Source organism: Niastella sp. OAS944 (genome assembly GCA_024809215.1).
Lineage (GTDB): Bacteria > Bacteroidota > Bacteroidia > Chitinophagales > Chitinophagaceae > Niastella.
Genome location: JANUBW010000001.1, coordinates 203,084 through 226,439, shown reverse-complemented (window position 1 = coordinate 226,439; position 23,356 = coordinate 203,084). Strand labels below are relative to the sequence as shown.

Annotated in this window: 20 protein-coding genes and 1 tRNA gene; 14 read left to right on the top strand and 7 right to left on the bottom strand. The window is 41.0% G+C overall.

Translation table 11 applies throughout. From position 1 onward, the window contains the following. Nucleotides 1–114 precede the first annotated feature (114 nt). Nucleotides 115–188, top strand: a tRNA-Arg gene (locus GGD38_RS00925). A gap of 301 nt (nt 189–489) precedes the next feature. On the opposite strand, the gene GGD38_RS00920 is transcribed toward GGD38_RS00925, so the two are convergent. From GGD38_RS00920 to GGD38_RS00910, 3 genes are all read right to left on the bottom strand, one after another. After that, nucleotides 490–1,071: a hypothetical protein gene (locus tag GGD38_RS00920; protein ID WP_375299912.1), complete on the bottom strand. Its 582-nt coding sequence runs from the start codon at nt 1,069–1,071 to the stop codon at nt 490–492. Nucleotides 1,072–1,084: 13 nt separating this feature from the next. Then, entirely contained in the window at nt 1,085–3,202 is a 2,118-nt protein-coding gene (locus GGD38_RS00915) for an RHS repeat domain-containing protein (RefSeq protein ID WP_375303761.1), read from the bottom strand. A 554-nt stretch (nt 3,203–3,756) separates the two neighbouring features. Next, a complete protein-coding gene (locus GGD38_RS00910; protein ID WP_375299914.1) occupies nt 3,757–4,020 on the bottom strand; it encodes a short-chain dehydrogenase in 264 nt (87 codons plus the stop codon). Between the two features lie 247 nt (nt 4,021–4,267). Between GGD38_RS00910 and GGD38_RS00905 the strand changes: the two genes are divergently transcribed. Then, nucleotides 4,268–4,519, top strand: coding sequence for an RNA recognition motif domain-containing protein (locus tag GGD38_RS00905; protein ID WP_375299915.1), 252 nt, complete (start codon nt 4,268–4,270; stop codon nt 4,517–4,519). 167 nt (nt 4,520–4,686) lie between these two features. Here GGD38_RS00905 and GGD38_RS00900 read toward each other — a convergent pair whose 3' ends face one another. Then, a complete protein-coding gene (locus tag GGD38_RS00900) occupies nt 4,687–5,007 on the bottom strand; it encodes a hypothetical protein (protein ID WP_375303754.1) in 321 nt (106 codons plus the stop codon). On the opposite strand from GGD38_RS00900, the gene GGD38_RS00895 reads away from it, so the two are divergent. From GGD38_RS00895 to GGD38_RS00885, 3 genes are all read left to right on the top strand, one after another. Then, nucleotides 4,932–5,450, top strand: a complete 519-nt coding sequence (locus tag GGD38_RS00895) for a chemotaxis protein CheB (protein WP_375299916.1) — start codon at nt 4,932–4,934, stop codon at nt 5,448–5,450. The two genes, GGD38_RS00900 and GGD38_RS00895, sit on opposite strands and share 76 nt — an antisense overlap. A 221-nt stretch (nt 5,451–5,671) precedes the next feature. Next, nucleotides 5,672–5,920, top strand: coding sequence for a hypothetical protein (locus GGD38_RS00890; RefSeq protein WP_375299917.1), 249 nt, complete (start codon nt 5,672–5,674; stop codon nt 5,918–5,920). 214 nt (nt 5,921–6,134) lie between these two features. Continuing rightward, nucleotides 6,135–6,443, top strand: a complete 309-nt coding sequence (locus GGD38_RS00885; protein WP_375299918.1) for an RNA recognition motif domain-containing protein — start codon at nt 6,135–6,137, stop codon at nt 6,441–6,443. A 226-nt stretch (nt 6,444–6,669) separates the two neighbouring features. On the opposite strand, the gene GGD38_RS00880 is transcribed toward GGD38_RS00885, so the two are convergent. Beyond that, on the bottom strand, nt 6,670–7,083 hold the full coding sequence (locus GGD38_RS00880; protein WP_375299919.1) for a hypothetical protein: 414 nt from the start codon (nt 7,081–7,083) through the stop codon (nt 6,670–6,672). Nucleotides 7,084–7,290: 207 nt separating this feature from the next. On the opposite strand from GGD38_RS00880, the gene GGD38_RS00875 reads away from it, so the two are divergent. The 7 genes from GGD38_RS00875 (at nt 7,291) to GGD38_RS00845 (ending at nt 18,350) form a co-directional block, all read left to right on the top strand. After that, entirely contained in the window at nt 7,291–9,657 is a 2,367-nt protein-coding gene (locus GGD38_RS00875) for an ABC transporter permease (RefSeq protein WP_375299920.1), read from the top strand. A gap of 108 nt (nt 9,658–9,765) precedes the next feature. Beyond that, nucleotides 9,766–11,013, top strand: coding sequence for a transglutaminase domain-containing protein (locus GGD38_RS00870; RefSeq protein WP_375299921.1), 1,248 nt, complete (start codon nt 9,766–9,768; stop codon nt 11,011–11,013). A 2-nt stretch (nt 11,014–11,015) separates the two neighbouring features. Continuing rightward, nucleotides 11,016–12,731 carry a sensor histidine kinase gene (locus tag GGD38_RS00865; protein WP_375299922.1) on the top strand — a complete coding sequence of 572 codons (1,716 nt, stop codon included), beginning with the start codon at nt 11,016–11,018 and terminating at the stop codon, nt 12,729–12,731. Beyond that, on the top strand, nt 12,728–13,486 hold the full coding sequence (locus tag GGD38_RS00860; RefSeq protein ID WP_375299923.1) for a LytR/AlgR family response regulator transcription factor: 759 nt from the start codon (nt 12,728–12,730) through the stop codon (nt 13,484–13,486). The genes GGD38_RS00865 and GGD38_RS00860 overlap by 4 nt, the downstream gene beginning before the upstream one ends. 48 nt (nt 13,487–13,534) lie before the next feature. Beyond that, nucleotides 13,535–14,866, top strand: a complete 1,332-nt coding sequence (locus GGD38_RS00855; protein ID WP_375299924.1) for an alpha-L-fucosidase — start codon at nt 13,535–13,537, stop codon at nt 14,864–14,866. An 18-nt stretch (nt 14,867–14,884) separates the two neighbouring features. Then, nucleotides 14,885–16,627, top strand: coding sequence for an ABC transporter ATP-binding protein (locus GGD38_RS00850; protein ID WP_375299925.1), 1,743 nt, complete (start codon nt 14,885–14,887; stop codon nt 16,625–16,627). Beyond that, on the top strand, nt 16,611–18,350 hold the full coding sequence (locus tag GGD38_RS00845; protein WP_375299926.1) for an ABC transporter ATP-binding protein: 1,740 nt from the start codon (nt 16,611–16,613) through the stop codon (nt 18,348–18,350). The genes GGD38_RS00850 and GGD38_RS00845 overlap by 17 nt, the downstream gene beginning before the upstream one ends. Before the next feature lie 2 nt (nt 18,351–18,352). Here the strand turns inward: GGD38_RS00845 and GGD38_RS00840 are convergent, their stop codons facing one another. Next, entirely contained in the window at nt 18,353–20,737 is a 2,385-nt protein-coding gene (locus GGD38_RS00840) for an ABC transporter permease (RefSeq protein WP_375299927.1), read from the bottom strand. 188 nt (nt 20,738–20,925) lie between these two features. Next, nucleotides 20,926–21,321: a nuclear transport factor 2 family protein gene (locus GGD38_RS00835; RefSeq protein ID WP_375299928.1), complete on the bottom strand. Its 396-nt coding sequence runs from the start codon at nt 21,319–21,321 to the stop codon at nt 20,926–20,928. 161 nt (nt 21,322–21,482) lie between these two features. On the opposite strand from GGD38_RS00835, the gene GGD38_RS00830 reads away from it, so the two are divergent. Together GGD38_RS00830 and GGD38_RS00825 are read left to right on the top strand one after the other, a co-directional pair. After that, nucleotides 21,483–22,508 carry a helix-turn-helix domain-containing protein gene (locus GGD38_RS00830; RefSeq protein WP_375299929.1) on the top strand — a complete coding sequence of 342 codons (1,026 nt, stop codon included), beginning with the start codon at nt 21,483–21,485 and terminating at the stop codon, nt 22,506–22,508. A 202-nt stretch (nt 22,509–22,710) separates the two neighbouring features. Further along, nucleotides 22,711–23,118 (top strand): hypothetical protein, encoded by a 408-nt coding sequence (locus GGD38_RS00825; protein ID WP_375299930.1) that lies wholly within the window; start codon nt 22,711–22,713, stop codon nt 23,116–23,118. Nucleotides 23,119–23,356 lie beyond the last annotated feature (238 nt).

The window sequence follows — 23,356 nt, the reverse complement described above, 5'->3', positions numbered from 1 at the left end:
TTCGAAGTATCAATTTTATCGATAAAAAACATATTTTTGCGTCCCCGATGAAAGTCGGGGCAGACTGTTTTGGATTTTAGCACTTCCGAAAGGGGCAAAAGGTTCAAAATGGAGGGTCCGGTAGCTCAGTTGGATAGAGCAACTGCCTTCTAAGCAGTAGGTCATTGGTTCGAATCCAATCCGGATCACTACAAGTTAATTGTTCAACTAAAACCCGCTCTGACAGCGGGTTTTTTAGTACCGTAATATTACTTACTCTTAAACTTCTATATGGAATTGGCTTAATTTCAATGGTATTTGGTTTGAATCCAGTTTGGTTGCTGTCTTGTGTATTTTAAACCAATTCAATCTGTTGGGATCATGTTGACGCATGGTTAACACATGGATGTTGCAAGGTGCAAACCTCGGGGTCTACATTTAAAAGATGAAAATTGATCCTTGTGTCTTCTCCCCTAAACAACCTTTGTATAATCGAGGCCTTGAAATTTCTTAATGGAAGTTTTTCGTAATAGGTAACAATATTTTAAAATAGACATTGTCCATATTATAAATCTTTATTTCATCTCTTCCTTGACATCTGCGAAGAGCTCTTCCTTTTGCCAAACATAAAAGAAATTTTCTCGGGTAAATTTCACGATATGCCCACCCATTGTGTTTTTTAGGATTATTCCAGTACGTGCTTCTATCAATTGGAACATAAACCGTATCCTGATCAGCTTTATATAACTGTGTTTGCAACTTTGTATAAAAAGGAGAATCTTTTAAAGCTGGATAATAATAAAGTAAATTATTAAAAAAGCAGGAAAATTCAGCTGCCTGAAATAATAAATATCCACTTCCAGCACATAAAAAATTTAAATAACTGGTATCATCCTTACGCACAGAATCAAGACGTTCCTTTGATACCAGAACAGACTGAACATATTTATTTTCTACAAACCTAATCAGGATGGGGTCTTTTATTTCTATTGTATCAACAATATATAATTCTTTTTCGACGCTCACTGTTTGAGCAACGCTTCTAAAATTAAATATACAATAACACGACATTAATAATATTCTAATTTTCATTTTGTATCTTTTTTTACCTCTTTGGCTTGGGCACCTCTTCGACTTTACCTGTTTTGAAATTTTCGGGAGCTGTTCCTTCTTCATGCACTTTTACCGTTGCTATGTCATCTGTTTCTTTTTGATCCCATTCCTGGTCAGGATACTTTTTAATTAATGTGCCAAGCCCGGAAAAGTTTAAGATCCTAGATACATTACCAATAGTGATCTGATTATTATTTTCTCCTTCGTCCCTATCTGATCCATTTTTCATAAGACCCGTATACCAATGTTCTAAACCTAAAGTATGTCCAACTTCATGAGCTGGTGTGAATCTTGCTTTCGCAGCAGCTGAATTTTCAACTGTTATAGAGTTAACACCACCACCATTTTCAGGTATAGTTCTACCCCATGTATCAAAATTTTCAGGTCCTGTAGCAAATTTATTTCCTTCACCAGATTTATCTGCATTAAACGCTTTATCTCTTGCAGCATCATTTTCATATGGCTTCACAGTAAGTTCAAACCGGATTTTATAAGTTTCTGTTTTGTCTCCTTCCTTAACAACATATTGGTATTTCCCGTTTTGAGCTTTCCAGCGGCTAACAGCTGCCTGAGCATTTTCAACACCGGCACCCTTTGTAGCATAGTAGGTGGCTTTAATGATGATTGTATGGGAACTATGGTCAACATAAACCCCAAAATCCTTGCCATCCCCATCAGTATATAAAAGGGGATTGTTGGCTGTGAAATTATAGGGACTCATGCCTGGGTACTTCGCCATCAAAGGGTCTAAGGAAAGCCAGCGCCCCAACCTTGGATCATAGATCCTGTCTCCAAAATCAATACTATTTCCTCTTCCTTTTTCGTCATCGTCATTTTCTTTTCCATTAAAACCATATCTATAATTGTTTCCGGTAGCAGAAAGATAAAAGCGGCCCGGCTGTAACATTCCAAATGGATAATAATCCTGCGCACTTATAACATCCGGTTCATAGTGATCGATCAAAGAACTATTGTAAACAGACGATACGCCAATTTTCTTGTCACTTACCGTGACCAGTACGTTGCCTAAATGATTGGTCAGTTCATATTCTTTCGCTCCTCTTGGTTGAATCAAACTGTATCCTATACCTAACAGGGGTATATAACCTATTTCAGTCGTCTCATTTTTATAGGCGTCATAAACAGCCTGCTCTATGCTCTTTGCCTCGGGCGAATTCAATTGATTGATCTTTGCCCTAATAGCATTTAGTTGGTTGTAGAGTTCTTTAACTTCTTTTTCATTTTGAAGATTCACCTGATCGTACAACCCGGCACTTTGCCGTCTAATTGCGGACAAGGTTCCCTGCCATTGCATCTCTAACCAACCGCGATATAACAGAAAAACATCTGTCTTTTCTTTCTGTAAAAGATCATACTTTTCCGGTTGTATGGCAACGCTGTCAATTATTTCGGAAGATCTGTTCTGGATGTAAAACTGCCATGGCGCCTTTTTATACAGAGTTATTTTAGCAACAGCACTCGTGGGGTCAATATTATAATATACCGTGCTATCGGTTGTTTTTACCATTATGCCCGCCTGCTCTTTGTTGGTTGCATAAAGCGGGTCATGGGACAGCGTCGATGGATTAACACAATTCAAATAAGCCAGTTGGGTGAGGATCTTTTTTCCGGCATTCTCTATTGCTATTAATTTTTGTAATGAAGTTTTAGCGGATTGAACCGTTTCCATTGCAAACAGTGCACGATAACGGGAATTCAACCTGTCGAATGATTGTTTATCGCCATAAATCCGGTAAAGGTCCCTGCCGGTGGCCATCTCTGCCAGGTAGCTATCGCAAATATTCTGGTATAATGTAAATGGGTCAAGTTGTTTGGATGTTACCTGATCAAATTCCCGGGTAGTGAGTTTAGTGGAATCAAATAATCTTCCATGGCAGGTAAACCAGCACAATGTATGTGATGCCTGATTTAATACGGCTATATTAATAAACCTGGAGACAGAGGTTCTGCCATAAATGTAATAACCGCTTTTCGAGGCAAGGGCACTTTTTAAGATCTGGTTTACCCTTTGGTCTTGCTGTACATTAATTTGAGTGAAAGAAAAAAGGTACAAAAGGGAAAAAGTAATATGCAGTAATAGCTTTTTCAAAGTTGGGGTCATAAATAAAGCAAATTAACAACAATTACTTTGCTTAGCCCCTATTGCCGACGTTTAGTAATTCACAGGAATAAAATCCGGTTGAAAAATTGCGAAATAACGTACGCATTTTCATTGGAAATGCTCCAGCTTGAGATGTCGTCAATCAAAAATCTCCAATGACAAACTAAACCCTGCGTAAATTATTAGGTATCAGCGATTTGATCTTATACAGTTGGCTCGTTGAGAATCAGCGACCTATTTTTTTTACTCTATCTTTTACTCTATAAAGAACGTCGTAGTCGGTTGTGCTTTATACTTCTTTACTCAGCACTAACTATCGTTACAAATTTAGTTGTTTTTATTGCCGCTACTTGAGTTTGAAAACGAACCGGTGTTCAATTGAATAACAAAAATAATGCTTAAGTCAGAGAATTGTTAATGCTATGCCGATCAAACATATGGTAAATGCGGATTTCTTGGTACTCCGAATTAACGGTTCAATATATACGAGTTAAAAACATAACATAGGAGTGAGTCCTGCATGGCAGGAAATGTATAACCTGTTAACCGATGTTTTCAACAACTGATAATTTTACAAAAGCAGTACCATGAAAGATGCGTGTCAAACTCGTATCTTTTGACGACAGATACTGTTTTATATTCGATTCAATGATAATACGCCAGAAGTTTTTACCTTTCAGGTGATCATAGTCTTCGGCTTTAACAAACATCCCAATAAATGCATCTCTTGTTTTGAAGTTTATTTTAATTGATCTTTTATCAGACTTATTCTTACGAAGAAATGTATCGATTTGTTCAACGGTCATTCTACTGATTTTATTTAATAAATAGGTGTGATATAGAGGCTTATGATCTTGCCTAACTAAGTGTTGTGAAGGTTCAGAACAGGTGCAGGAGGATGATAAGACGTTAAAGGTACCAATAATAAATTAGATTATCATTAATAATAAGTGTAGCTTTAATGAATGGCTACTTATTGTGTAGTACCTTCTTGAATTATACTTTCTCATACACTATACCTGGTCAATCTTCTAATCTGTAAATTGTACTTTTATGCGCCTATTCATCAGCAACCTGAACAGGTTTACTACTGCTGCTCATATTGTAGCTTTATTACTTCCCTTTGGCCTGGTTAAATCAGCCAAACTCATTAATAATAATAAGTTAGGTTATTCTGAGGGAACAGCTCTGGTAGAGATGGAACTTACTGCAGGTCAGTCGGCCATTAAAGAACTTAATAACCGGCGGTTTATGAATTGCTTTATTAAAGTGGAAGAAACTCTTTCGGCTATTGTTTTAAGATAAATTATTCGTATATACATTTTGGTTTTCCTTCTTTTATTTCAACCATCCAAACACTGCATCTGTAGTTTAAGCATATCTGTTCATAAGTTATTCAAGGTTTGTAACAGGTTCTAAAAAAAATTGGACCTGAATAATTACAACTTTTTTGCATTCATTTGAGCCTCGCATCAGTAAACGTCATCAATCTGCCATTTACCTGCATATTTATTGCCTTCCTTCTTGCCTTCCTTCTTGCCTTCCTTCTTGCCTTCCTTCTTGCCTTCCTCAGATAGCGTTATAGACGTAGAAAAGAATTCAAAGCACCCTTTTAAATAATAAAATTTACATGCTGGAACAAACATAATTGTTATTGGGGGCTCAAGTGGTGCTTTGGCCCCTCTGAAAGTGTTTTTTGATAACTCTATGTTGAGAAATGCGTCATACTCCGAACCATAACCTTTTATTATCGAATGGTATTTTGTTTCTGGCTGAAAGATCCGGTGGCTCAAATCGTCCGATCGATATGTTCATGAAATCGCTGGCTTCCCATCACAATAAAGCCAAATCTATAGCTATCATTCTTTCGGGAAAGGGAGATGATGGTGTACAAGGAGCGGCTGCGATTGTCAATTCGGGTGGATTTGTTATAGTGCAAACGCCTGAAAGTGCGCATATTCTGCACTACCTGAGGCTGTTATCAAAAGCGGAAACGCAGATTTTGTGGTTCCACCTAAAGACATGCCTTTTATTTTGCACGAATATGTTAACCAGAGTGGCTTTATCAGCAATTTTGGGAAAGACCAGGGGCATTAATATCATAAACGAGTTCACTGCTTCAATAAAACTTATATTCTACTGCTATTTAAGCATACAAATAATCATTTTCATCCAAAAGCATACAATTATAATAGTAACATTACGTTGTATTAAAATAATAAGAATGCCATACTAATTCTCAAAGCCTTTATATTTGTAAATCTCTATTGTATTTGTCGATTATGCCTTCTTTATGACATTATATATGTCTCAAGTTACTTATGGGGCATTCTTTTATAGTCTTTCCGCTCTAATTGAACATTGATAGGTAGTTCATGTATTTTTTTGTTCTCGTTTGTCAGTTTCATTAAAAGTTTTAGCGAGCCTTTAATTAGTTAACTTATTAAAATTAACGTTATGAAGCTTTCTGAATTTATTTTACTAAATGAGGAGGATAAAAAAACTGCCGTAATGAATAATGCAGTTGCATTGGCTCAAAGAACTTATCCAAACGTTATTATTTTTTTATTTCAGATGGAATACTATTACATAGAAGCATATTGTAACATAACCACCAGGGCCATTGACGAATACCGGGTATTACTTAACACTAATGCAATAGAACATTACCTGGATGCCATTCGAATTGATGACTTATTAAACTGATTTGCACAAGGTAATACTGGCCTGCTATGGACTTTAGATCGTGGCGGGTCAGTTAATAACAATTATTTAAATGTAAAAAATAAGTGTTACCTTCACATAGTTAATTTGAGCCTCGCATTAGTATTCATTAATTACATTGCCTAGTTTTCTGCATTATAGTTAGTCTCTTACTTCTTGCCTTCCTCGAAATTTTTCATCACTTAATTTTTCGCAAATGAACATTTATGTTTCTAATTTAAGCTTCGACGTACAGGATGAAGACTTAAAAGATTTTTTTACTCCTTATGGAGAAGTTGCTTCAGCTAAGGTTATTACAGACAGAGAAACCGGCAGGTCGAGAGGTTTCGGATTTGTTGAAATGACTGATGAGGTTGCATCAAAAAAAGCAATCGCTGAACTTGATGGTGCTACTGTAGAGAACAGAACTATCAGCGTATCTGTTGCAAAGCCAAAAGGAGACAGACCTCGCGGTAGTGAAAGAAGTTTCAATAACTCGAATAGTTATAATAAAAATAGATACTAAAGTTATTCCGACTAAGTAAAAAGCCCCGGAAGGGGCTTTTTACTTACTTTAGTATATAATAACCTTTCCCGCGTATATCAACTGTATTACTCATGTCTTTTATTGATAATTTACCACAAGCGCCCACTTATGGCTGGAAAGAGGAAAACGGGAAACTAGGCATTGTCAGTACTCAAACAGATATTTAAGGCATTGCTACTCAAACGACGTTTAACATTGCCAACCGTTAGGTCACACATTTGTTTCCTGATTCCCCTCCACTGTAGCTGATACCATTATTCCTGAATGTAAATGGTATATCTTTTACAAGCTCAACATTCGATAAAGTATCATTGGGTTTTTGATGATTGAATTTGATACTATCGATATATCCGTATCCCGGTTTGTTAAAAGTCAATATAACATTTCCCATCATTACTTTTTCAAACTTATATTTACCTGTAGCATCAACAGTGCCTGTAGACACCTGGTTTTGCGCATCGATCAATTTGATGCTGATGTCATCATACTTCGGGTTTTCATTCCCTGAATTATCATATACTTTTATGCTTCCCTGTATAATGCTGGATTGATCTTGTGTTTCGGATTTTTTAGAGCAGGAACATATTAAAGCAATCGCGATAAAATACAAATATTTCATAAAGGAGTAAGCGTGGTTAATGGTTAAATATAGAAAAAATTAACACATGCTACAAGCCTTGAATGTTGCAAAACATATGCAATCGTACGCCGGTTGTATCGAAAGCGGACAATTATAGTTTACTCTTTAAGAGTATGTGTTTGATTACCATTTTATAAATAGTTGGGCATTGCATTTGGTAAAATTAATCAACCTGAATACCTGTCTATGTTTATAAACGTATGTAAGATCGCCTGGCGGAATATGACGCGTAATAAAGCCTTTTCTGTGGTTAATATCCTGGGACTTACCCTTGGTATGGCTGCCGGCATCATTATCATTCTTTGGGTACGGGATGAATGGAGCATAGGTAAACAATATGCGAATAGTTCTTTCCTTTACCGCATCATGGAGCGGGAGTTTACTTCCGGAAAAGTAGTGGCCGATGAAGATACGCCCGGCTTATTAGCCGAAGAACTAAAAAAACAATTTCCCGAAGTAGTGCATGCGGCCGGCTTTACCTGGGGCGAAGGGCACGTACTCACTGTAAATGATAAAATGCTGAGGCAGACGGGGCGGTATGCGGGGGCTGATTGGTTTGCCATGTACAATATTCCTTTACTGGCTGGTACGCCTGCTACAGCGCTTAGCTCACCATCCGGTATCGCTATCTCCCGTAAGCTGGCAGAAACCTATTTCAATAGTGCGCAAAATGCCGTTGGTAAATCCATTCGTTTTGATAATACTGTCGATTACCAGGTAACGGCTGTTTTTGAAAACCTGCCGGCAAATGATCCTGAAAAATATGATTTCCTGCTTACCTGGTCTGTATTCCTGAACAAGGAATCCTGGGCCAAAGACTGGACAAATGGCGGCCCGCGAACGCGAATTCAGCTTAGAGCCGATGTAGATCGAAAACAATTTGAAGCTAAACTGGAATGGTTTCTCAAAGGACGCAATACCGATTTTAACTCCAGTTTCTACATTCAGCTTTTTTTGCAACCCGAAACGGAAGCATACCTGCATGCCAGCTTTAAAAATGGATACCGGCAAGGTGGCCGCATAGTATATGTACGCCTGCTGACCGTTGTAGCTATATTCTTGTTGTTGATTGCAGGGATTAACTTTACCAACCTGGCTACAGCGCGTTCTGTAAAACGGGCGCGGGAAGTGGGCGTGCGTAAGGTAGCGGGCGCGGGGCGTATTTCCCTGGTATGGCAGTTTATGGGGGAAGCTATATTGCTGGCGGCAATAGCATTGATCATCGCTATCATCATTGTAGTGTCTTTATTACCGGCCTTCAATCAGCTAACGGGTAAGCACCTGGCATTTTCTCTGGCCAACGCCCCGGCATGGGCGGCCTTGCTATTGGGGTTATTGATCGTGACGGGTTTCCTGGCAGGAAGCTATCCGGCCTTTTTCCTTTCCTCATTAAACCCTGCACGTGTATTAAAAGGTCAGCTACGTTTTGGAGCACGTGCGCAATTCTTCCGCCAGGGTCTGGTCGTATTCCAGTTTCTCATGAGTATGCTGCTCATTACCGGCACCCTGATCGTATACCGGCAATTGAACTATATAGAAACGAAAGATATAGGGTACGACAGAAAGAATCTTATCACTATTCCGGGTCATGGAATATCAAAACAATATGCAGCATTCAGGAATGAGTTGTTGCAGTTACCCGGTATACAGGCGGTTACGCATGCTGCCTTAAATCCCTTAGGCAATGGTAATACCACGGAAGCTGTTTCATGGCCAGGTAAGGACCCTCACGATATGACCTCATTTAACCAAACCAGTGTATGGTACGATTTTGCCAAAGTACTAAAGGTAAACATCCTGCAGGGCCGGGATTTTTCTCCCGCCTTTGCCGATTCCAATAACTACCTGGTCAATCAAATGGCGGCGGCGCGTATGGGATACAAAGACCCGGTAGGCAAACCGCTTACCTTTTGGCGTAGGCCGGGAAAGATCATTGGCGTTATAGAAGATTTTCACTTCAATTCGCTGTATCAGCCTATTACGCCGATGATCATTCGTCTTGATCCCAGGAATAGTTTCGATAACATTCTGGTTCGTATTGAACCTGGCAAAACCAAAGAAGCGCTGACTGGCATTGAAACGGTGTACCGTAGCATGAACCCTGATGAGCCCTTTACTTATGCGTTCGTTGACGAAGGGTATCAACAGCAGTACAAAAGTGAAACCATTGTGGGTACACTGGCTACTATTTTTACCTTTCTGGCCGTCTTCATTGCCTGCCTGGGCCTGTTTGGGTTAGCCGCCTTTACCGCTGAACAGCGTACCAAAGAAATAGGAGTGCGAAAGGTGTTGGGTGCCAGTGTAGCCAACATTGTGCGGTTACTTTCCAAAGATTTTCTGAAACTGGTATTGATCGCCATAGTCATTGCCACTCCTGTTGCCTGGTGGGTCATGCACCAATGGTTACAAGGCTTTGCTTACCGGGTGCAGATCAGTTGGTGGATCTTTGTGCTGGCAGGCCTGTTGGCTGTGGTCATTGCCTTAATAACCATCAGCTATCAAAGCATCAAAGCAGCCTTAATGAGCCCTGCAAAGAGTCTCAAAACAGAATAGTCATCAGGTTCTCCCAATTCACACCAGATCACTTCCAATTCACATTAGTTAGTATAAAGCAGTTCCTTTTAGGGAAGTTTACACCTGTAAACAATAAAAATAACCCCAATGGTAAAAGGAATTTTAGCTACACTACTTTTGTTTTGTACATGTAACCTGCAGGCACAGGTAAATAATACCGGTTCATTTAATGAATTCGCAAACCAATACGACAGTCTTTTTAAAAACGCGTATGATAATTTAGATACTACCCGTTATCAACAATTACTCAATACGTTTACTTTACGCTATAATAGCCTCGACAGCGCATCAAAAAAAGCCAATGCCCGCCGCCTTGCATCGGCCTTGTATAACCTATGCTGCATCTACAGCCTGCAAAACAAACAGATGCAGTCGCTAAAGTTTCTTGAAAAGTCTATTGCGGCAGGTTATTATAATTATGCAAACATAGCGGCAGACAAAGACCTGAATAACATAAGGCCGCTGAAGAAATTTACGCAACTCGTTGCACCGCTACGCAGGATAGGCGATTATCCTTATATACTGCGTGGGGCAGCGTTATATAATTTAACCGATACCAGGCCATTACCGCGCTTTACTTACCAGTCTAAAAATGATTCCAACCTTGTAGCATTGCGTAAAGCGTTCAACCTCGATTCCATTGCCGGCACAGGAAACGATGTTTCGCAGATGCTTAACGTAATGCATTGGTTGCACAACCTCGTTCCGCACGATGGCCAGCATGAAAACCCTGCGGTAAAAAACGCAATCAGTATGATCACCGTTTGTAAGAAAGATAACCGCGGGCTCAATTGCCGCGGACTGGCCACAACGTTAAATGAATGCTATCTCGCTCTCGGTTTTAAATCAAGGTTTGTGACCTGTTTGCCAAAAGATAGTCTCGGCATAGATAACGATTGCCATGTGATCAATATGGTTTATGCCCCTTCGCTTAAAAAATGGTTGTGGATCGACCCTACATTTGATACTTATGTTATGAACGAAAAAGGCGATTTGTTAAGTATTGAAGAAGTGCGGCAAAGGATCATTGGTAATCGTCCACTTATTATAAGCCCCGATGCCAACTGGAACCATAAATTAAGTGAAACAAAAGAACACTATCTCTTTTATTACATGGCCAAAAATTTGTACCGTATCGAATGCGCTGTAAATAGTGCTTTCAATATGGAAACATCTGCTGTTGGAAAGAATATTGAATACATTCAATTATTACCGCTCGACTACTTTAAACAGCCGGTAAAAACATCATGGACCAATAAAAACACCCAAACTGTGTATACTTATTATTATACCAATAACCCTGCTTATTTTTGGCAGATTCCCGAAAACAACTAAGAATGGTAAAAAACATTGTACTGTGTTTGTTGTTGCCTTTTTGGGCCATGCAGGGTGTGGCGCAAATAAAATGGAGTAAAAGTACAACGCCACTTACAAACAAAGACTGGCAAAATTATTCAACCACATATCAGCCGCCGGAAGATGAAAATACAAAACCGGTGCTGGTTACGGCCATTCCTTATAACGGTATATATTCCCACGAAGATGAATATGGTCTGCCTTTTTCTATGTCGCCGGGCAATTCTTTGTTTGGTTTTGTATCCCGGCTTTCTGCCAAAACACAGCAGTTGTTTACGTACGATTCCTCGAATGTATATTTCATTACACCGGGCATACACCCTTCCAACGCTGCTTTGTATGAATACCGCGTGTTGCTGAACGGAGAAAAGGTAATGGTGCCGTGGACAACAGTAAAACAATTTACCGATGACAAATTTCAGCTGAATAACTTTAAAAAACATCTCGGCTTTCTGGGCGGCTTTAAAACAACCTGGGGCAATGCTATTGTTGTGGAATTGAGAAAAACAGGTAGCGATCTGCTGGTGGCATCTTCAGCGGTTTGCTGGGTGGAAACCAAACCCCGGTTGTTGCAGATCTATACACCGGGCGACCTTGAAGATTTGTTAAGCATGCTGAAAACCTCTTATAATCCCTATTCACCCGAAGTGCCTTCCGGGGAGTTGCTTAAATGGAAAACAAGATATGCCAGCAACCAGCTTGATCCCGAAACCGGCCTGCCTAAAAAGCTGGTCCTTCAGCCAGGTGAAAGCAGCGTGATATTTTATCTGCGTTCAGGCATATTTAAACGAAATGCAATAGAGTACCAGTTGCTAAAGAATAATAAAGTGGAAGTAAACTGGCAGCCTAATGATAACGACAACAGCTTTATAAGGGTTAAACAGCTTACGTATGGCGATTATCAGTTATTTATCCGCTACAGCGCACAACGGCATAACGTAACACAGTATTCTTTCGAAGTAAAACCGGCCTGGTATCAAACAGGGCTTTTTAAACTGGTTGCCGGTTTTTTGCTGGTTGCTTTTATAGCGGCCATTTATTTACTCTACCGGCTAATACAACAACAACGCAGGACCAGGGCAGAAGAGGCAAAAAAGCAACAGCTCGCCCTTGAGCTAAAAGCCATACATACCCAGCTAAACCCGCATTTCATCTTTAATTCGCTCAGTTCAATACAGGGGCTTATAAATACAAATGATATTAAAGCTGCCAACCAGTACCTTTCTGAATTTGGCAGCCTCATGCGCAATACGCTAACGGGGGCCGACAAGAACTTTACCACACTTGCCAATGATATAAGCACCATTGACAATTACCTGAAACTTGAGCAATTAAGGTTTGGGTTCACCTATACCATCTGCACAGATCCAGGTATTGATGTTCGTGAAACAGACGTTCCTTTTTTACTTTTACAGCCTATTGTAGAAAATGCAGTGAAGCATGGTGTTGCCGGAATGCAGGAGAGAGGGGCGATCACTGTGACATTTAAACGCCACGACAACAATATCATTGCTTCCGTTGGGGATAATGGTAATGGCTTTCCCGATAAGGCTGCAGCAGGTTACGGCCTGAAACTGACGCGGGACAGGATAACATTGCTCAACCAGACGATGAGCGACAGATCGCTTCATCTTACTATTGAGGACAACATGCCTGGCACTGTTGTGAAAATTAACTTTATTAACTGGCTCATATGACTGTAAGCGCTGTTATTATTGATGATGAACGAAAGAACGTTGACAACGTAAGGGCATTACTCTCCACCTATTGCCCGCAGGTAAATATTGTTGGTACCGCATTTGATGCGCCCACCGGTAAACAGGTGATATTACAAATGCAACCGCAGCTCGTTTTTCTGGATATACAAATGCCGGGCGAAAGCGGGTTCGATATGTTGCGTGCACTGAACCGGTATAACTTTGAAGTGATCTTTATTACTGCTTACGACGAGTATGGCATTCAGGCGGTAAAGTTTGCTGCATTAGACTATTTGTTAAAACCGGTGAACATTGCTGAACTTCAACTGGCTGTTGAAAAAGTCATCACAAGGCTTCAGGTCAAAAATCAGGAACTGCAACTGGAAAACCTGGTTAAAATTCTACAACAACAGCATCATAAGGAGGAGCACCGGATTGCCTTACCCGTACTAAAAGAAACAAGGTTCGTTTACACAAGGGAGATCATACGCTGCGAATCATCCAACAACTATAGCAGATTTTTCCTGACCGACGGCGAGGTATTGTTAGTTTCCAGACCCATATTTGAATACGAGGAAATTCTTAAAGATTATGGCTTTGTACGTTGTCATCAATCCCATTTGGTAAATAAAAAGTTCATAAAAAGCTGGGTGAAAGACAACGGACAGTTCCTGCTTCTTCAAAACGGAACACAGGTGCCAATATCCCGTAACAAAAAAGACATGCTTACCAGGGAACTGAGATCAGATAGTTGAATAACACACTGCCGGCTATAGTTTAATGAACTTCCCTATATTTACCCTATGAAGAAAATGAATGTATTGCTTGCCCTTGGGCTGTTTGCTTTTGCACCGGCAATTTTTAGCCAAAAAAATATTGATCCCAAAGACATTCGTGAAAAGATGCAGTGGTTTGCCGATGCAAAGCTGGGCATCTTTATTCATAGCGGCATTTATGCGGTTAATGGCGTTGATGAATCGTGGAGCTTTTATAACAAAAAGCTCAGCTATGCAGATTATATGAAGCAATTAAATGGCTTCACACTAAAAAAATATGATCCCGCTTATTGGGCAGGCCTCATCAAAGAAAGTGGCGCCCGTTATGCTGTTGTTACTACCAAACATCACGATGGGGTAGCTATGTACGATACCCGCATGAATGGCCTCAGCATTGTAAAAAAAGCACCGGCAAAACAGGATCTGATCAAACCCTTATTTGAAGAGTTAAGAAAACAAAATATTAAATGCGGCGCATACTATTCGCTTATCGACTGGAGCGATAATAATTACCCCGCTTTTCTGAAAGACAGTAACCGGTACGTAGTGTCAAAAGATTATGATCGCTGGAACCGCTTTCGTAATTTTTTTCAGGGGCAGATAAAAGAGATCAATACCATGTTCAGGCCCGATCTCTGGTGGTTTGATGGAGACTGGGAGCACAGTGCCGAGGAATGGGAGTCGCAGAAAGTAAGGTCCATCATCCTGTCGGGTAATCCCAAAGCTATTATCAACGGACGGCTTCAGGGCTATGGCGATTATGAAACGCCCGAACAGAACTTTCCGGTTACAAGACCTAACTATCACTGGTGGGAGCTTTGCATGACCAGTAACGATAACTGGGGTTTTCACAACGACAACAACTGGAAAACGCCTTATGAGATCATCACCATCTTTGTAGACGCCGTTGCAAACGGTGGCAATTTACTGCTCGATATAGGACCTAAAGAAGATGGCACCCTTCCTGAGGAACAGGTTAATATATTGAAGGAATTGGGCGCATGGAATAATAAACATGGAGAGGCCATTTTCAATACGGTTGGCGGATTGCCTCAGGGACATTTTTACGGCCCTTCAACGCTTTCAAAAGACTCTACCACATTATACATGTTCCTGCACGGAAAAATGAATGGTCCGGTAATGATCAAAGGACTTAAAAATAAAGTGGAAGAAGTTACGGTATTGGGTAATGGAACAAAATTACAACCGAAAATAGTGGGAAAGATCTCATGGAGCCCTATCCCGGGACTGGTTTATATTGATGTACCCGCATCGGTTGCAGATAACTATGTAACTGTATTAAGGATAAAACTCGATAAACCGCTAAATTTGTACAAGGGAAGCGGCGGTTTAAATTAAAAAAATCCCCCAAGTAACATGAAAACAAAAGCCGGAGCACCACCCGCAGGGAAAAAGTTAAATGCGCTTGTTTTGGGCTATAAAAAGCTGGTCACGCTTTTAAGTTTTTTTACCATTAGCGCCAGCTTGTTGGGGTTGCTAATCCCAAAGATCGTTGCCAGAGCTATAGATTCATATGCACAGGCTCATACGATACATGAACGGCTATTGTGGCAGTTTGCTATTGTAACTGTGTTAGTGTTTATTTTCACATACCTGCAGTCGGTAGTACAATCCTATGCCTCTGAAGTTGTGGCCAGAGACCTGCGGCAGAAACTGGCAGAAAAGATCGCATTGCAGAATTATTCATATGTAACGGAAGTGTCGCCGGCACGTTTGCTCACCAATCTTACCTCCGATGTTGATGCTGTAAAATTGTTTGTTGGCATGGCGGTTGGCAATCTCATTTCATCTTACTGTTTGCTCATTGGCGCCAGTATTTTATTATTAATAACCAACTGGAAGCTGGCATTGGTAGTACTGTTGCTTACTTCCGTTATCTGGATAGCCCGTACGGTGATCATGAAAAAGATAAGGAAGTTTTTCAGGGAAGTACAGGGCATCGTTGATTGGTTGAACAAAGTGATCAACGAAAGTATTTTGGGCGCGGCGCTCATACGGGTGTTGAATACCCAGCAGCAGGAAAATAATAAATTTATCGAAGCCAATACAAAGGCCCGCAGCATCCGGTTGGCAATAATCAGGTATTTATCGATCCTTATTCCGGTAATTACTTTTGTTGCCAGTCTTTGCTCCATGGCCATTCTTTTAGTGGGTGGGCATTTTGTGATCGGCGACAGTATGTCGCTCGGTGATCTTTCTGCGTTTTATAGTTATATAGGCATTATGATATTCCCGATCATCATGATCGGTTTTATGGCCAACATCATTGCTCAGTCTTCGGCTTCGTATGAACGTGTTGCTGCACTGCTAACTGCAGAAGGCCCTAAAAACGTAGGCGTTCAATCTGTTCAATTAAACGGTACGTTACAGCTTTCGGATCTCACCCTCCGCTTTGGTGAAAAGAAAGTGCTGAATGATATTTCACTATTAATACAACCTGGTACCAGAACGGCCATCATTGGACCAACTGCTGCGGGAAAAACACAATTGTTGTATGTGTTGAGCGGGCTGGCGCAACCGCAACAGGGTAAAGTATTATATAATGGTGTACCGCTGCAGGAGATCGATAAACAAATGTTTCACCGGCAAATGGGTTTTGTGTTTCAGGATAGTGTGATATTTAATATGACCATTAGGGAAAATATTGCTTTTGCTGAATCTGTTACCCAAGAAAACATGCAGAAAGCTATTCGTGCAGCAGAGTTGACTGATTTTATTGAATCGCTGCCCGATAAGCTAGAAACGGTTATTGCTGAGCGTGGACTGAATTTGTCGGGTGGGCAAAAACAACGCATCATGCTGGCACGTGCATTAGCGCTGGACCCTTCCATTTTATTGCTCGATGACTTTACGGCGCGGGTAGATGCTCAAACTGAAAAAAGGATCCTCGAAAATGTAAGGAGTCTGTATCCGGGCATTACACTGATCTCGGTTACGCAGAAAATTTCTTCTGTTACCGATTACGATCAGTGTGTATTGCTGATGGAAGGTGAAATTATTGCTACCGGAACACATGCGCAATTATTGAAAAGCTCACCTGAGTATAATCAACTGTTCGAATCACAAAAGAGTACCAGTCAGTATGAATTACCAGCTTAATACAAAAGCAAATAAACCTTTTACAGCGTTAAGAAAGTTAATGCCTATTATAAAAGGGGAGCAGAAGATCATGTCTTTGGCTTTTGTGGCATTGATGGTCAATACCCTTACGTTGCTGGTAGTGCCCATCATTATTGCCCATACCATTAATACCTCCATTATTTCCAAAGATTATAGTGGTGTTGTTAGAGCTTCGCTATGGGTGTTTATGTTATACCTGGTTGGTTTTATTGCCAGTTATTTTCAAACGAGGTGGATGGGGGCTGTGGGGCAGCATGTACTGTTTTCGCTTCGTAACCAGTTGTTCTCGAAATTGCAATCGCTGCCTGTTGCCTTCTTTAGCCAGAACAAGGCCGGTGACCTGATCTCGCGCATCAATAATGATACAGATAAACTGAACCAGTTCTTTTCACAGGGTTTGCTGCAATTTGTGGGTAACCTGTTTATGATGATCGGCGCTGCTGTTTTTATCTTAATAGTGAATATTAAACTGGGTTTGGCCGCATTGGCACCTGCTGTTATCGTTCTGCTTATAACAAAATTCCTTTCGCCCTGGATCAAAAAAAGAAATGCTGCCAGCCTGCAAACTGTAGGCGGAATGAGTGCTGAGATCCAGGAAAGCCTGGATAATTTTAAAGTGGTGGAGGCATTTAACCGGCGCGATTATTTTACTAAACGGTTTGCCATTATCAATAATCAAAATTACCGTCGTGCAGTATCCGCAGGTATTGCTAATAATATCTTTATTCCATTATATGGGCTTGCCGGTAACGTGGCGCAGATCATAGTGTTGTTCCTGGGCATTTATCTGCTGCAACAGGGGCAATTCACTATTGGATTTATGATCAGTTATTTTGTTTACCTGTCGCGTTTTTATGATCCCATGCGACAGATCGCCGGCATATGGCCGGTATTCCAGGTGGCTATGGCGGGGTGGGACCGCATTGCCGCTGTGCTGGCCATGGAATCGGATATGCCGGTGATGGAAGTGGAACCCGCTAATGGAAAAGGTTTGTTGGAATTTCGCGGTGTTTCGTTTAAGTATGGTGATAAGGAAGTGCTGCATAAAGTGAATTTTACATTGGAGCGGGGAAAAACCTACGCCTTTGTAGGACCTACCGGAGGCGGAAAAACTACCACCGCTTCGCTGATAGCGCGTTTGTACGACCCGGTAAGCGGACATGTTTTACTGGATGGGAAAGATATTCGCACTTACAAAATGGAAGATAGAACGCAGAAGATCGGGTTTATTTTACAGGAACCCTTTTTGTTTACCGGTACCGTTTACGAAAATATCCTGTATGGTAATGATGCCTATCAGCAATATAGCCCCGAGCAATTGAATGAAGTGTTGCAACGTAAGGGGCTATTGCATATACTTGAACGATTTGATAAAGGATTGCAAACACCTGTAACAAGCAAGGGGGAATCAATGAGTTTGGGTCAACGGCAATTGATCGCGTTTGTACGTGCTTTGCTGCGTGAGCCGGAACTGCTGATCCTCGATGAAGCTACCGCCAATATTGATACGGTAACCGAGCAGTTGTTGGGTGAAATACTGGATAAGCTTCCTGCTCAAACCACCCAGATAATAATAGCCCACCGGTTAAACACCATTGAAAAATCGGACGAAATATTTTTTGTGAATGCCGGTCAAATCATTCAGGCCGGCTCTTTCGACCATGCCATTAGTTTGTTGATGGAAGGGAAAAGGGTTAGCTAAGCTTACTCGCTCCTCAAACTCTTTATCGGGTTAACCAGCGCCGCCTTTATTGCCTGAACACTTACTGTGATCAATGCAATGAGTACCGCAATCATAGCGGCTGCCCCAAATAGCCACCAGTGAATTGTAGTACGATATGCAAAGTTTTGCAGCCAGTTCTGCATAACAAAATAACCGGCAGGTATTGCGATAATAGTACCCAGCAGTACAGGCTTTAAAAGGTCTTTCGATAACAACAGTACTATATTTTCTATTGAGGAACCGAGCACCTTTCTTACGCCTATTTCTTTGGTCCTTTTAATGGCAGTATATGATGCCAGTCCGAATAACCCCAGGCAGGCTATGCCAATAGCAATGATCGAAAATACACTTAATAAAGTTTCCTGCTTTATTTCAGCCTTATACAGCTTGTTGAACCTTTCGTCGAGGAAGTCGAATGCAAACGGGTAATCGGGCGCCGCGGTGGTATACGCCTTTTTAATGCGTTCGATGGTTGCCGGCAGATCGTTGGTATGTAACCTGATCAACATCAGCCGCCGGTCGTCTTTTTGGGTAGAAATGACCAGTGGGGCAATGGCGTTTTTCAAAGAGGTAAAATGATAATCTTCAACCACGCCTACAATGATCCTGCGTTCTTTAACGCCTGTAATGTTTATCCATTTGCCAACTGCCTGCTGCGGTGAATATCCCAATTGCCTGGCTGCTGTGTGGTTAATGAGTACTGCGCCGGTTGAATCGGTAATGAATGCCGGTGAAAAATCGCGACCGGCAATTATTTTCAACCCGAGTGTTTTTACATATTCAAAATCGGCATACTGTGTATTGAACATGAGTTTTTCACCGGGGTGGCCTTCTGCTTCAAAACTATAATTGTCATGGAAGCCTCCGGGTTCACCGGTCATGGCTGCAACGGCTGCTACTGCAGGGTCGGCTTGTACCTGGTTTTTAAACTGGGTCTTTTCTTCCCATATCCTTCCATTATCGAGGCGCACGATCATGGTTTGTTCTTTACTAAATCCCATATCGGCATTGCGCACATAATTCATTTGCTTCATTACAACCGCAACACAAACGGTTAATAGTACCGATATGCCAAATTGAAATACCACCAGAGCCTTTCTGAAAAAAGCACCATTTTTCCCCGACCTTAATTTTCCTTTTAATGATTCAGTAGGGGAGAAAGAAGAAAGCAACAGGGCAGGGTAGCTGCCGGCAAGCAAGCCAATCACCAATATAACTCCGAGAGTGAATGCGTATACCCAGGGGTTGGTCCAGTAGGTAGGTAGTTGGTAACCCAGGAAGCTGCTATAGGCCGGCATTATGAGTTGAAGTATCAGCAAGGCGCTGATGGCTGCCACCGAAGCAAACAGCAGCGATTCGAAAATGAACTGCCAGGTAAGTTGTGAACGTACGGCACCCATTACTTTTCGTACGCCTATTTCTTTCGAGCGGTCTGCTGCTCTTGCGGTTGACAGGTTCACAAAATTGATGCAGGCGATCAGTAAAATGAGAATGGCTATACTCATAAAAATATAGACCATCTTTTTGCTTCCATGTTTTACATCTCTGTCGAAGGTGCTTTCTGTTTCAAAATAAATGCCGTGAAGAGGTTGTATAATGAGGTCATTTTTAAATCCCATTTCCCGGTAGTACTTACCCAGGTATTTTTCCATAAAGGCCGGGAACATTTTCATAAGGTGTGCCGGTTGTACAGCCGGGTTCAATTGTACATACACATACACGCCATTATTGGTCCATTGATTGAAGAACGCTGACTGCTCCCAGTTAGCCGTGGGAACTATAATGTCAAATTCTATATGCGAATTGGCAGGGACATCTTTTGCAATGCCGGTCACCTTCATTTGCATTTTTTTATTGAACGATATCACTTTTCCCATCGGGTCTTCATTGCCAAAATACTTTTTGGCGGTAGATGCTGTCATTACAATACTATTGGGGTCGGCCAGTACTGTAGCAGGGTTGCCTTGCAACAGGGGAAAGCTGAAGAACTGGAAAAACGTACTATCGGCAAGGAATACCTTTTTCTCATTAAACGATACATCTTTATAAGTGATAAGGTCGTTATCGGGAAATATTCTGATCGCTTTTTTTATAGCATCGGGATAATTGCTTAACAGGGCTTTGGAGTATGGCGGGGCAAGGTACGGGATGTCACGGGTGGCGCCATCTATATGGCTTCTGCGCATTACGCGGTATATATGTTCCCCGTTTTTATGAAACCTGTCGTAACTGAACTCATTCATGATAAAAAGGAAGATCATAAGGCAACAAACGATGCCTACCGTTAACCCCAATACATTGATCAGGGAAAACATCTTTTGTTTCCTGCAGTTCTTAATTGCCAGCAACAGGTAGTTTTTTAACATGGGACCAAATTTAATCACTGTATAGATCAATGGATATGCCAGTAATAAAATGATTTGCCAATCAGCAAGTTAAAAAAATATCTATAATAAGAACTGTACGAAACCGGACAATCAATGTATCAAAAAGCCACAAATGCCCCCATAAGTGTTTAACTACCGGGGGCATTGCGTATCGTAACATACACAATCTACGACCAAAACAGGTTTTCCGCCTCAATATCAGCTGAAAAGACTTTTGCACTTACAATTTCACCGTTCTCAACTGTATAAACGTCTATGTTTTCCACGTTGAGTTTTGTACCATCGGGTTTTAATGCCTGCCACTGCAGCAAACAGGCTACTTCTTTTCCATTGACCGTAACTGATTTAATATCGGTTAGCCGCAGACTGTTTTCGGATAGCTCGAACATTTTGCCAACCATACCGAATACCTCGGCCGCTGAGTTTTTCTTTCCTGATACTAAATTATTCCCCGGTTGATCCCATTGAATGTTTTGACTTAACAGTGCAGCAAGTTGTGCGTTATTACCGGTTTGAACAGCATTTAAAAAATCGGTTACAATTGCTTTAGCCTGAGTTTCCATATTAATTAACGTTTTTTATAAATAAATATGTTTTGTTGATTCAAAGGTGAGAAGAAAACGACGGTCAGCTGTTATCAATTCACGACCATGACTTATCATTTTCCGCCAATCTTATATTATCTCCTGGTAAGCACTTATCTTAGTGCTGTTATTATTTGTATATGGAAACACCTGCAACCAGCTTTATACTTGGCCTTTTGGCTTATGCCGCACAACGTGATATTTCACCGGAGCAACTCTGCAAACTGGCTAATATTCATTCAGGCTGGTCCACTGCGGCCAATAAGCGTCCTTTATCAGAAAAACAGGTGTACGATCTTTGGTCAAATGCGCTTCGCATTAGTAATGATGCCCGGTTTGGTTTGCACCTGGGCGAATCGCTGCAGTTGAATGCACTGGGTATAGTAGGAGAGATCATCAAAAGCAGTAAAACAGTTGGCGAGGCAATAACAAATGCAGCGGCAATGGTTGAACATGTGACTGACTGGTTCAGCATGACAGTAAGCCGGAAAGCCAATTCGTTCACCATTCATATTAATCCATTAAGGGCCGACTGGAAATCGTACTTGCCCGCTTTACAAATGCTCGATGTATTAATGGTGTTGGTCATTCATGAATTAGATGGCCTGTTGTTGCATAAGACAGTGCCGCTATCGGTAAACTATATACCTGAAATTACCAACATAAATGAGTTTGAGCGCGTGTTCCGTTGTAAGCCTGTTGCTAAAAGCAGAAAGAATGCTATTAGTTTTGACATTTCCTTTTGGAACGAGCCGATCATCACAGCGAACTATGAGTTGCAGAATTTTTTAAAGGAGAAAATGAGCGCGGCATTGAATAAGATCAGGAAAAAGGAGCGGCTTTCTGATAAGATCAATCATTACCTTATCAGCAACTCATACCTCGGTGTATTATCGCTGGAGGAAACGGCAGCTAACTTTCATATGAGTACCCGTACATTGCAACGCAGGCTGAAAGAAGAAGATGCTAATTTTCATCAGCTGGCTGATAGTATTCGTCAACATCTCTCTGTTCAGGCGCTTAAACAAACCAGGTACACGGTTAAAGAAATTGCCTTTATGATGGGGTATAACGAGTTAAGCGCTTTTTCAAGAGCGTTCAAACGGTGGACGGGAAGTAGCCCTGAAACCTACAGATCGAACAATCAACGAGCGCTGACTAAATAATAACAGGCGTTCGTATGTTTATATTATTTAAGCCTTGGGCATCATGGTGCCTTTTTTATAGAACCCGCTGCTGTAGCGGGTTTTAACATTTTGTACACGCTTTAACCATCCTAAAAACCACCCTATGTTGATTTTTGGCGCGGCAAAACGCGCTGTATGTTTGCATCATCAAACAACGAAACAAATTTTAAAACATACAATTATGAAAATCGATTCGGGTAACTTTGGAAAACTGGCTATCGCTGCTCTTGCTTTATCATTAGCATTTACAACTCCTACAATGGCAAAGGACGGCGGCAAAGACAATCCAAAGACAGAATTGAAGTTCATCGGTAACATGGAAAATCAACCAGTGTTCGAGCTGAACCTGGCTAACAAAGTAGAAGATGAGTATACTGTAACCTTCCGCGATGAATATGGTAACGTGCTGTTTACCGATAAATTTAAAGGTGCTGGTCTTACAAAGAAGTTTATGTTGAAATCAGAAGACTTCGGTGATGCAGCCCTGAACGTAACCGTGAAATCTAAAAATACAAATACAACTGACGTATATTCTATCAACAAAAGCCACAGTTATGTTGAAGAAACACAGGTAAACAAGGTTAAATAACAACGTATTTCAGTCAATAATCTATAGTGTTTTAAGGCGTCCCGGCTTAGCCGGGACGTTTTTTTATGTGCAATGCTTAAATAAGCGTGTTACAAAGATTTGTAGTTTAAAAAAACGGTGTTTTTCACGTTTTCTATTATTCTATTTATAAGTAACTATACGTAATTCAGAAACACCCCGGCTTCGTGTGTTGAATACGCGAGTGACGTTTGGTAAATGATATGGCTAGTTAACTATA

Excerpts from the sequence above, each read along its gene's own strand:
- GGD38_RS00920 (WP_375299912.1), bottom strand. The coding sequence starts at position 1,071 with ATGAAAATTAGAATATTATTAATGTCGTGTTATTGTATATTTAATTTT.
- GGD38_RS00910 (WP_375299914.1), bottom strand. The coding sequence starts at position 4,020 with ATGACCGTTGAACAAATCGATACATTTCTTCGTAAGAATAAGTCTGAT.
- GGD38_RS00905 (WP_375299915.1), top strand. The coding sequence starts at position 4,268 with ATGCGCCTATTCATCAGCAACCTGAACAGGTTTACTACTGCTGCTCAT.
- GGD38_RS00895 (WP_375299916.1), top strand. The coding sequence starts at position 4,932 with ATGCGTCATACTCCGAACCATAACCTTTTATTATCGAATGGTATTTTG.
- GGD38_RS00890 (WP_375299917.1), top strand. The coding sequence starts at position 5,672 with ATGAAGCTTTCTGAATTTATTTTACTAAATGAGGAGGATAAAAAAACT.
- GGD38_RS00885 (WP_375299918.1), top strand. The coding sequence starts at position 6,135 with ATGAACATTTATGTTTCTAATTTAAGCTTCGACGTACAGGATGAAGAC.
- GGD38_RS00880 (WP_375299919.1), bottom strand. The coding sequence starts at position 7,083 with ATGAAATATTTGTATTTTATCGCGATTGCTTTAATATGTTCCTGCTCT.
- GGD38_RS00875 (WP_375299920.1), top strand. The coding sequence starts at position 7,291 with ATGTTTATAAACGTATGTAAGATCGCCTGGCGGAATATGACGCGTAAT.
- GGD38_RS00870 (WP_375299921.1), top strand. The coding sequence starts at position 9,766 with ATGGTAAAAGGAATTTTAGCTACACTACTTTTGTTTTGTACATGTAAC.
- GGD38_RS00865 (WP_375299922.1), top strand. The coding sequence starts at position 11,016 with ATGGTAAAAAACATTGTACTGTGTTTGTTGTTGCCTTTTTGGGCCATG.
- GGD38_RS00860 (WP_375299923.1), top strand. The coding sequence starts at position 12,728 with ATGACTGTAAGCGCTGTTATTATTGATGATGAACGAAAGAACGTTGAC.
- GGD38_RS00855 (WP_375299924.1), top strand. The coding sequence starts at position 13,535 with ATGAAGAAAATGAATGTATTGCTTGCCCTTGGGCTGTTTGCTTTTGCA.
- GGD38_RS00850 (WP_375299925.1), top strand. The coding sequence starts at position 14,885 with ATGAAAACAAAAGCCGGAGCACCACCCGCAGGGAAAAAGTTAAATGCG.
- GGD38_RS00845 (WP_375299926.1), top strand. The coding sequence starts at position 16,611 with ATGAATTACCAGCTTAATACAAAAGCAAATAAACCTTTTACAGCGTTA.
- GGD38_RS00840 (WP_375299927.1), bottom strand. The coding sequence starts at position 20,737 with ATGTTAAAAAACTACCTGTTGCTGGCAATTAAGAACTGCAGGAAACAA.
- GGD38_RS00835 (WP_375299928.1), bottom strand. The coding sequence starts at position 21,321 with ATGGAAACTCAGGCTAAAGCAATTGTAACCGATTTTTTAAATGCTGTT.
- GGD38_RS00830 (WP_375299929.1), top strand. The coding sequence starts at position 21,483 with ATGGAAACACCTGCAACCAGCTTTATACTTGGCCTTTTGGCTTATGCC.
- GGD38_RS00825 (WP_375299930.1), top strand. The coding sequence starts at position 22,711 with ATGAAAATCGATTCGGGTAACTTTGGAAAACTGGCTATCGCTGCTCTT.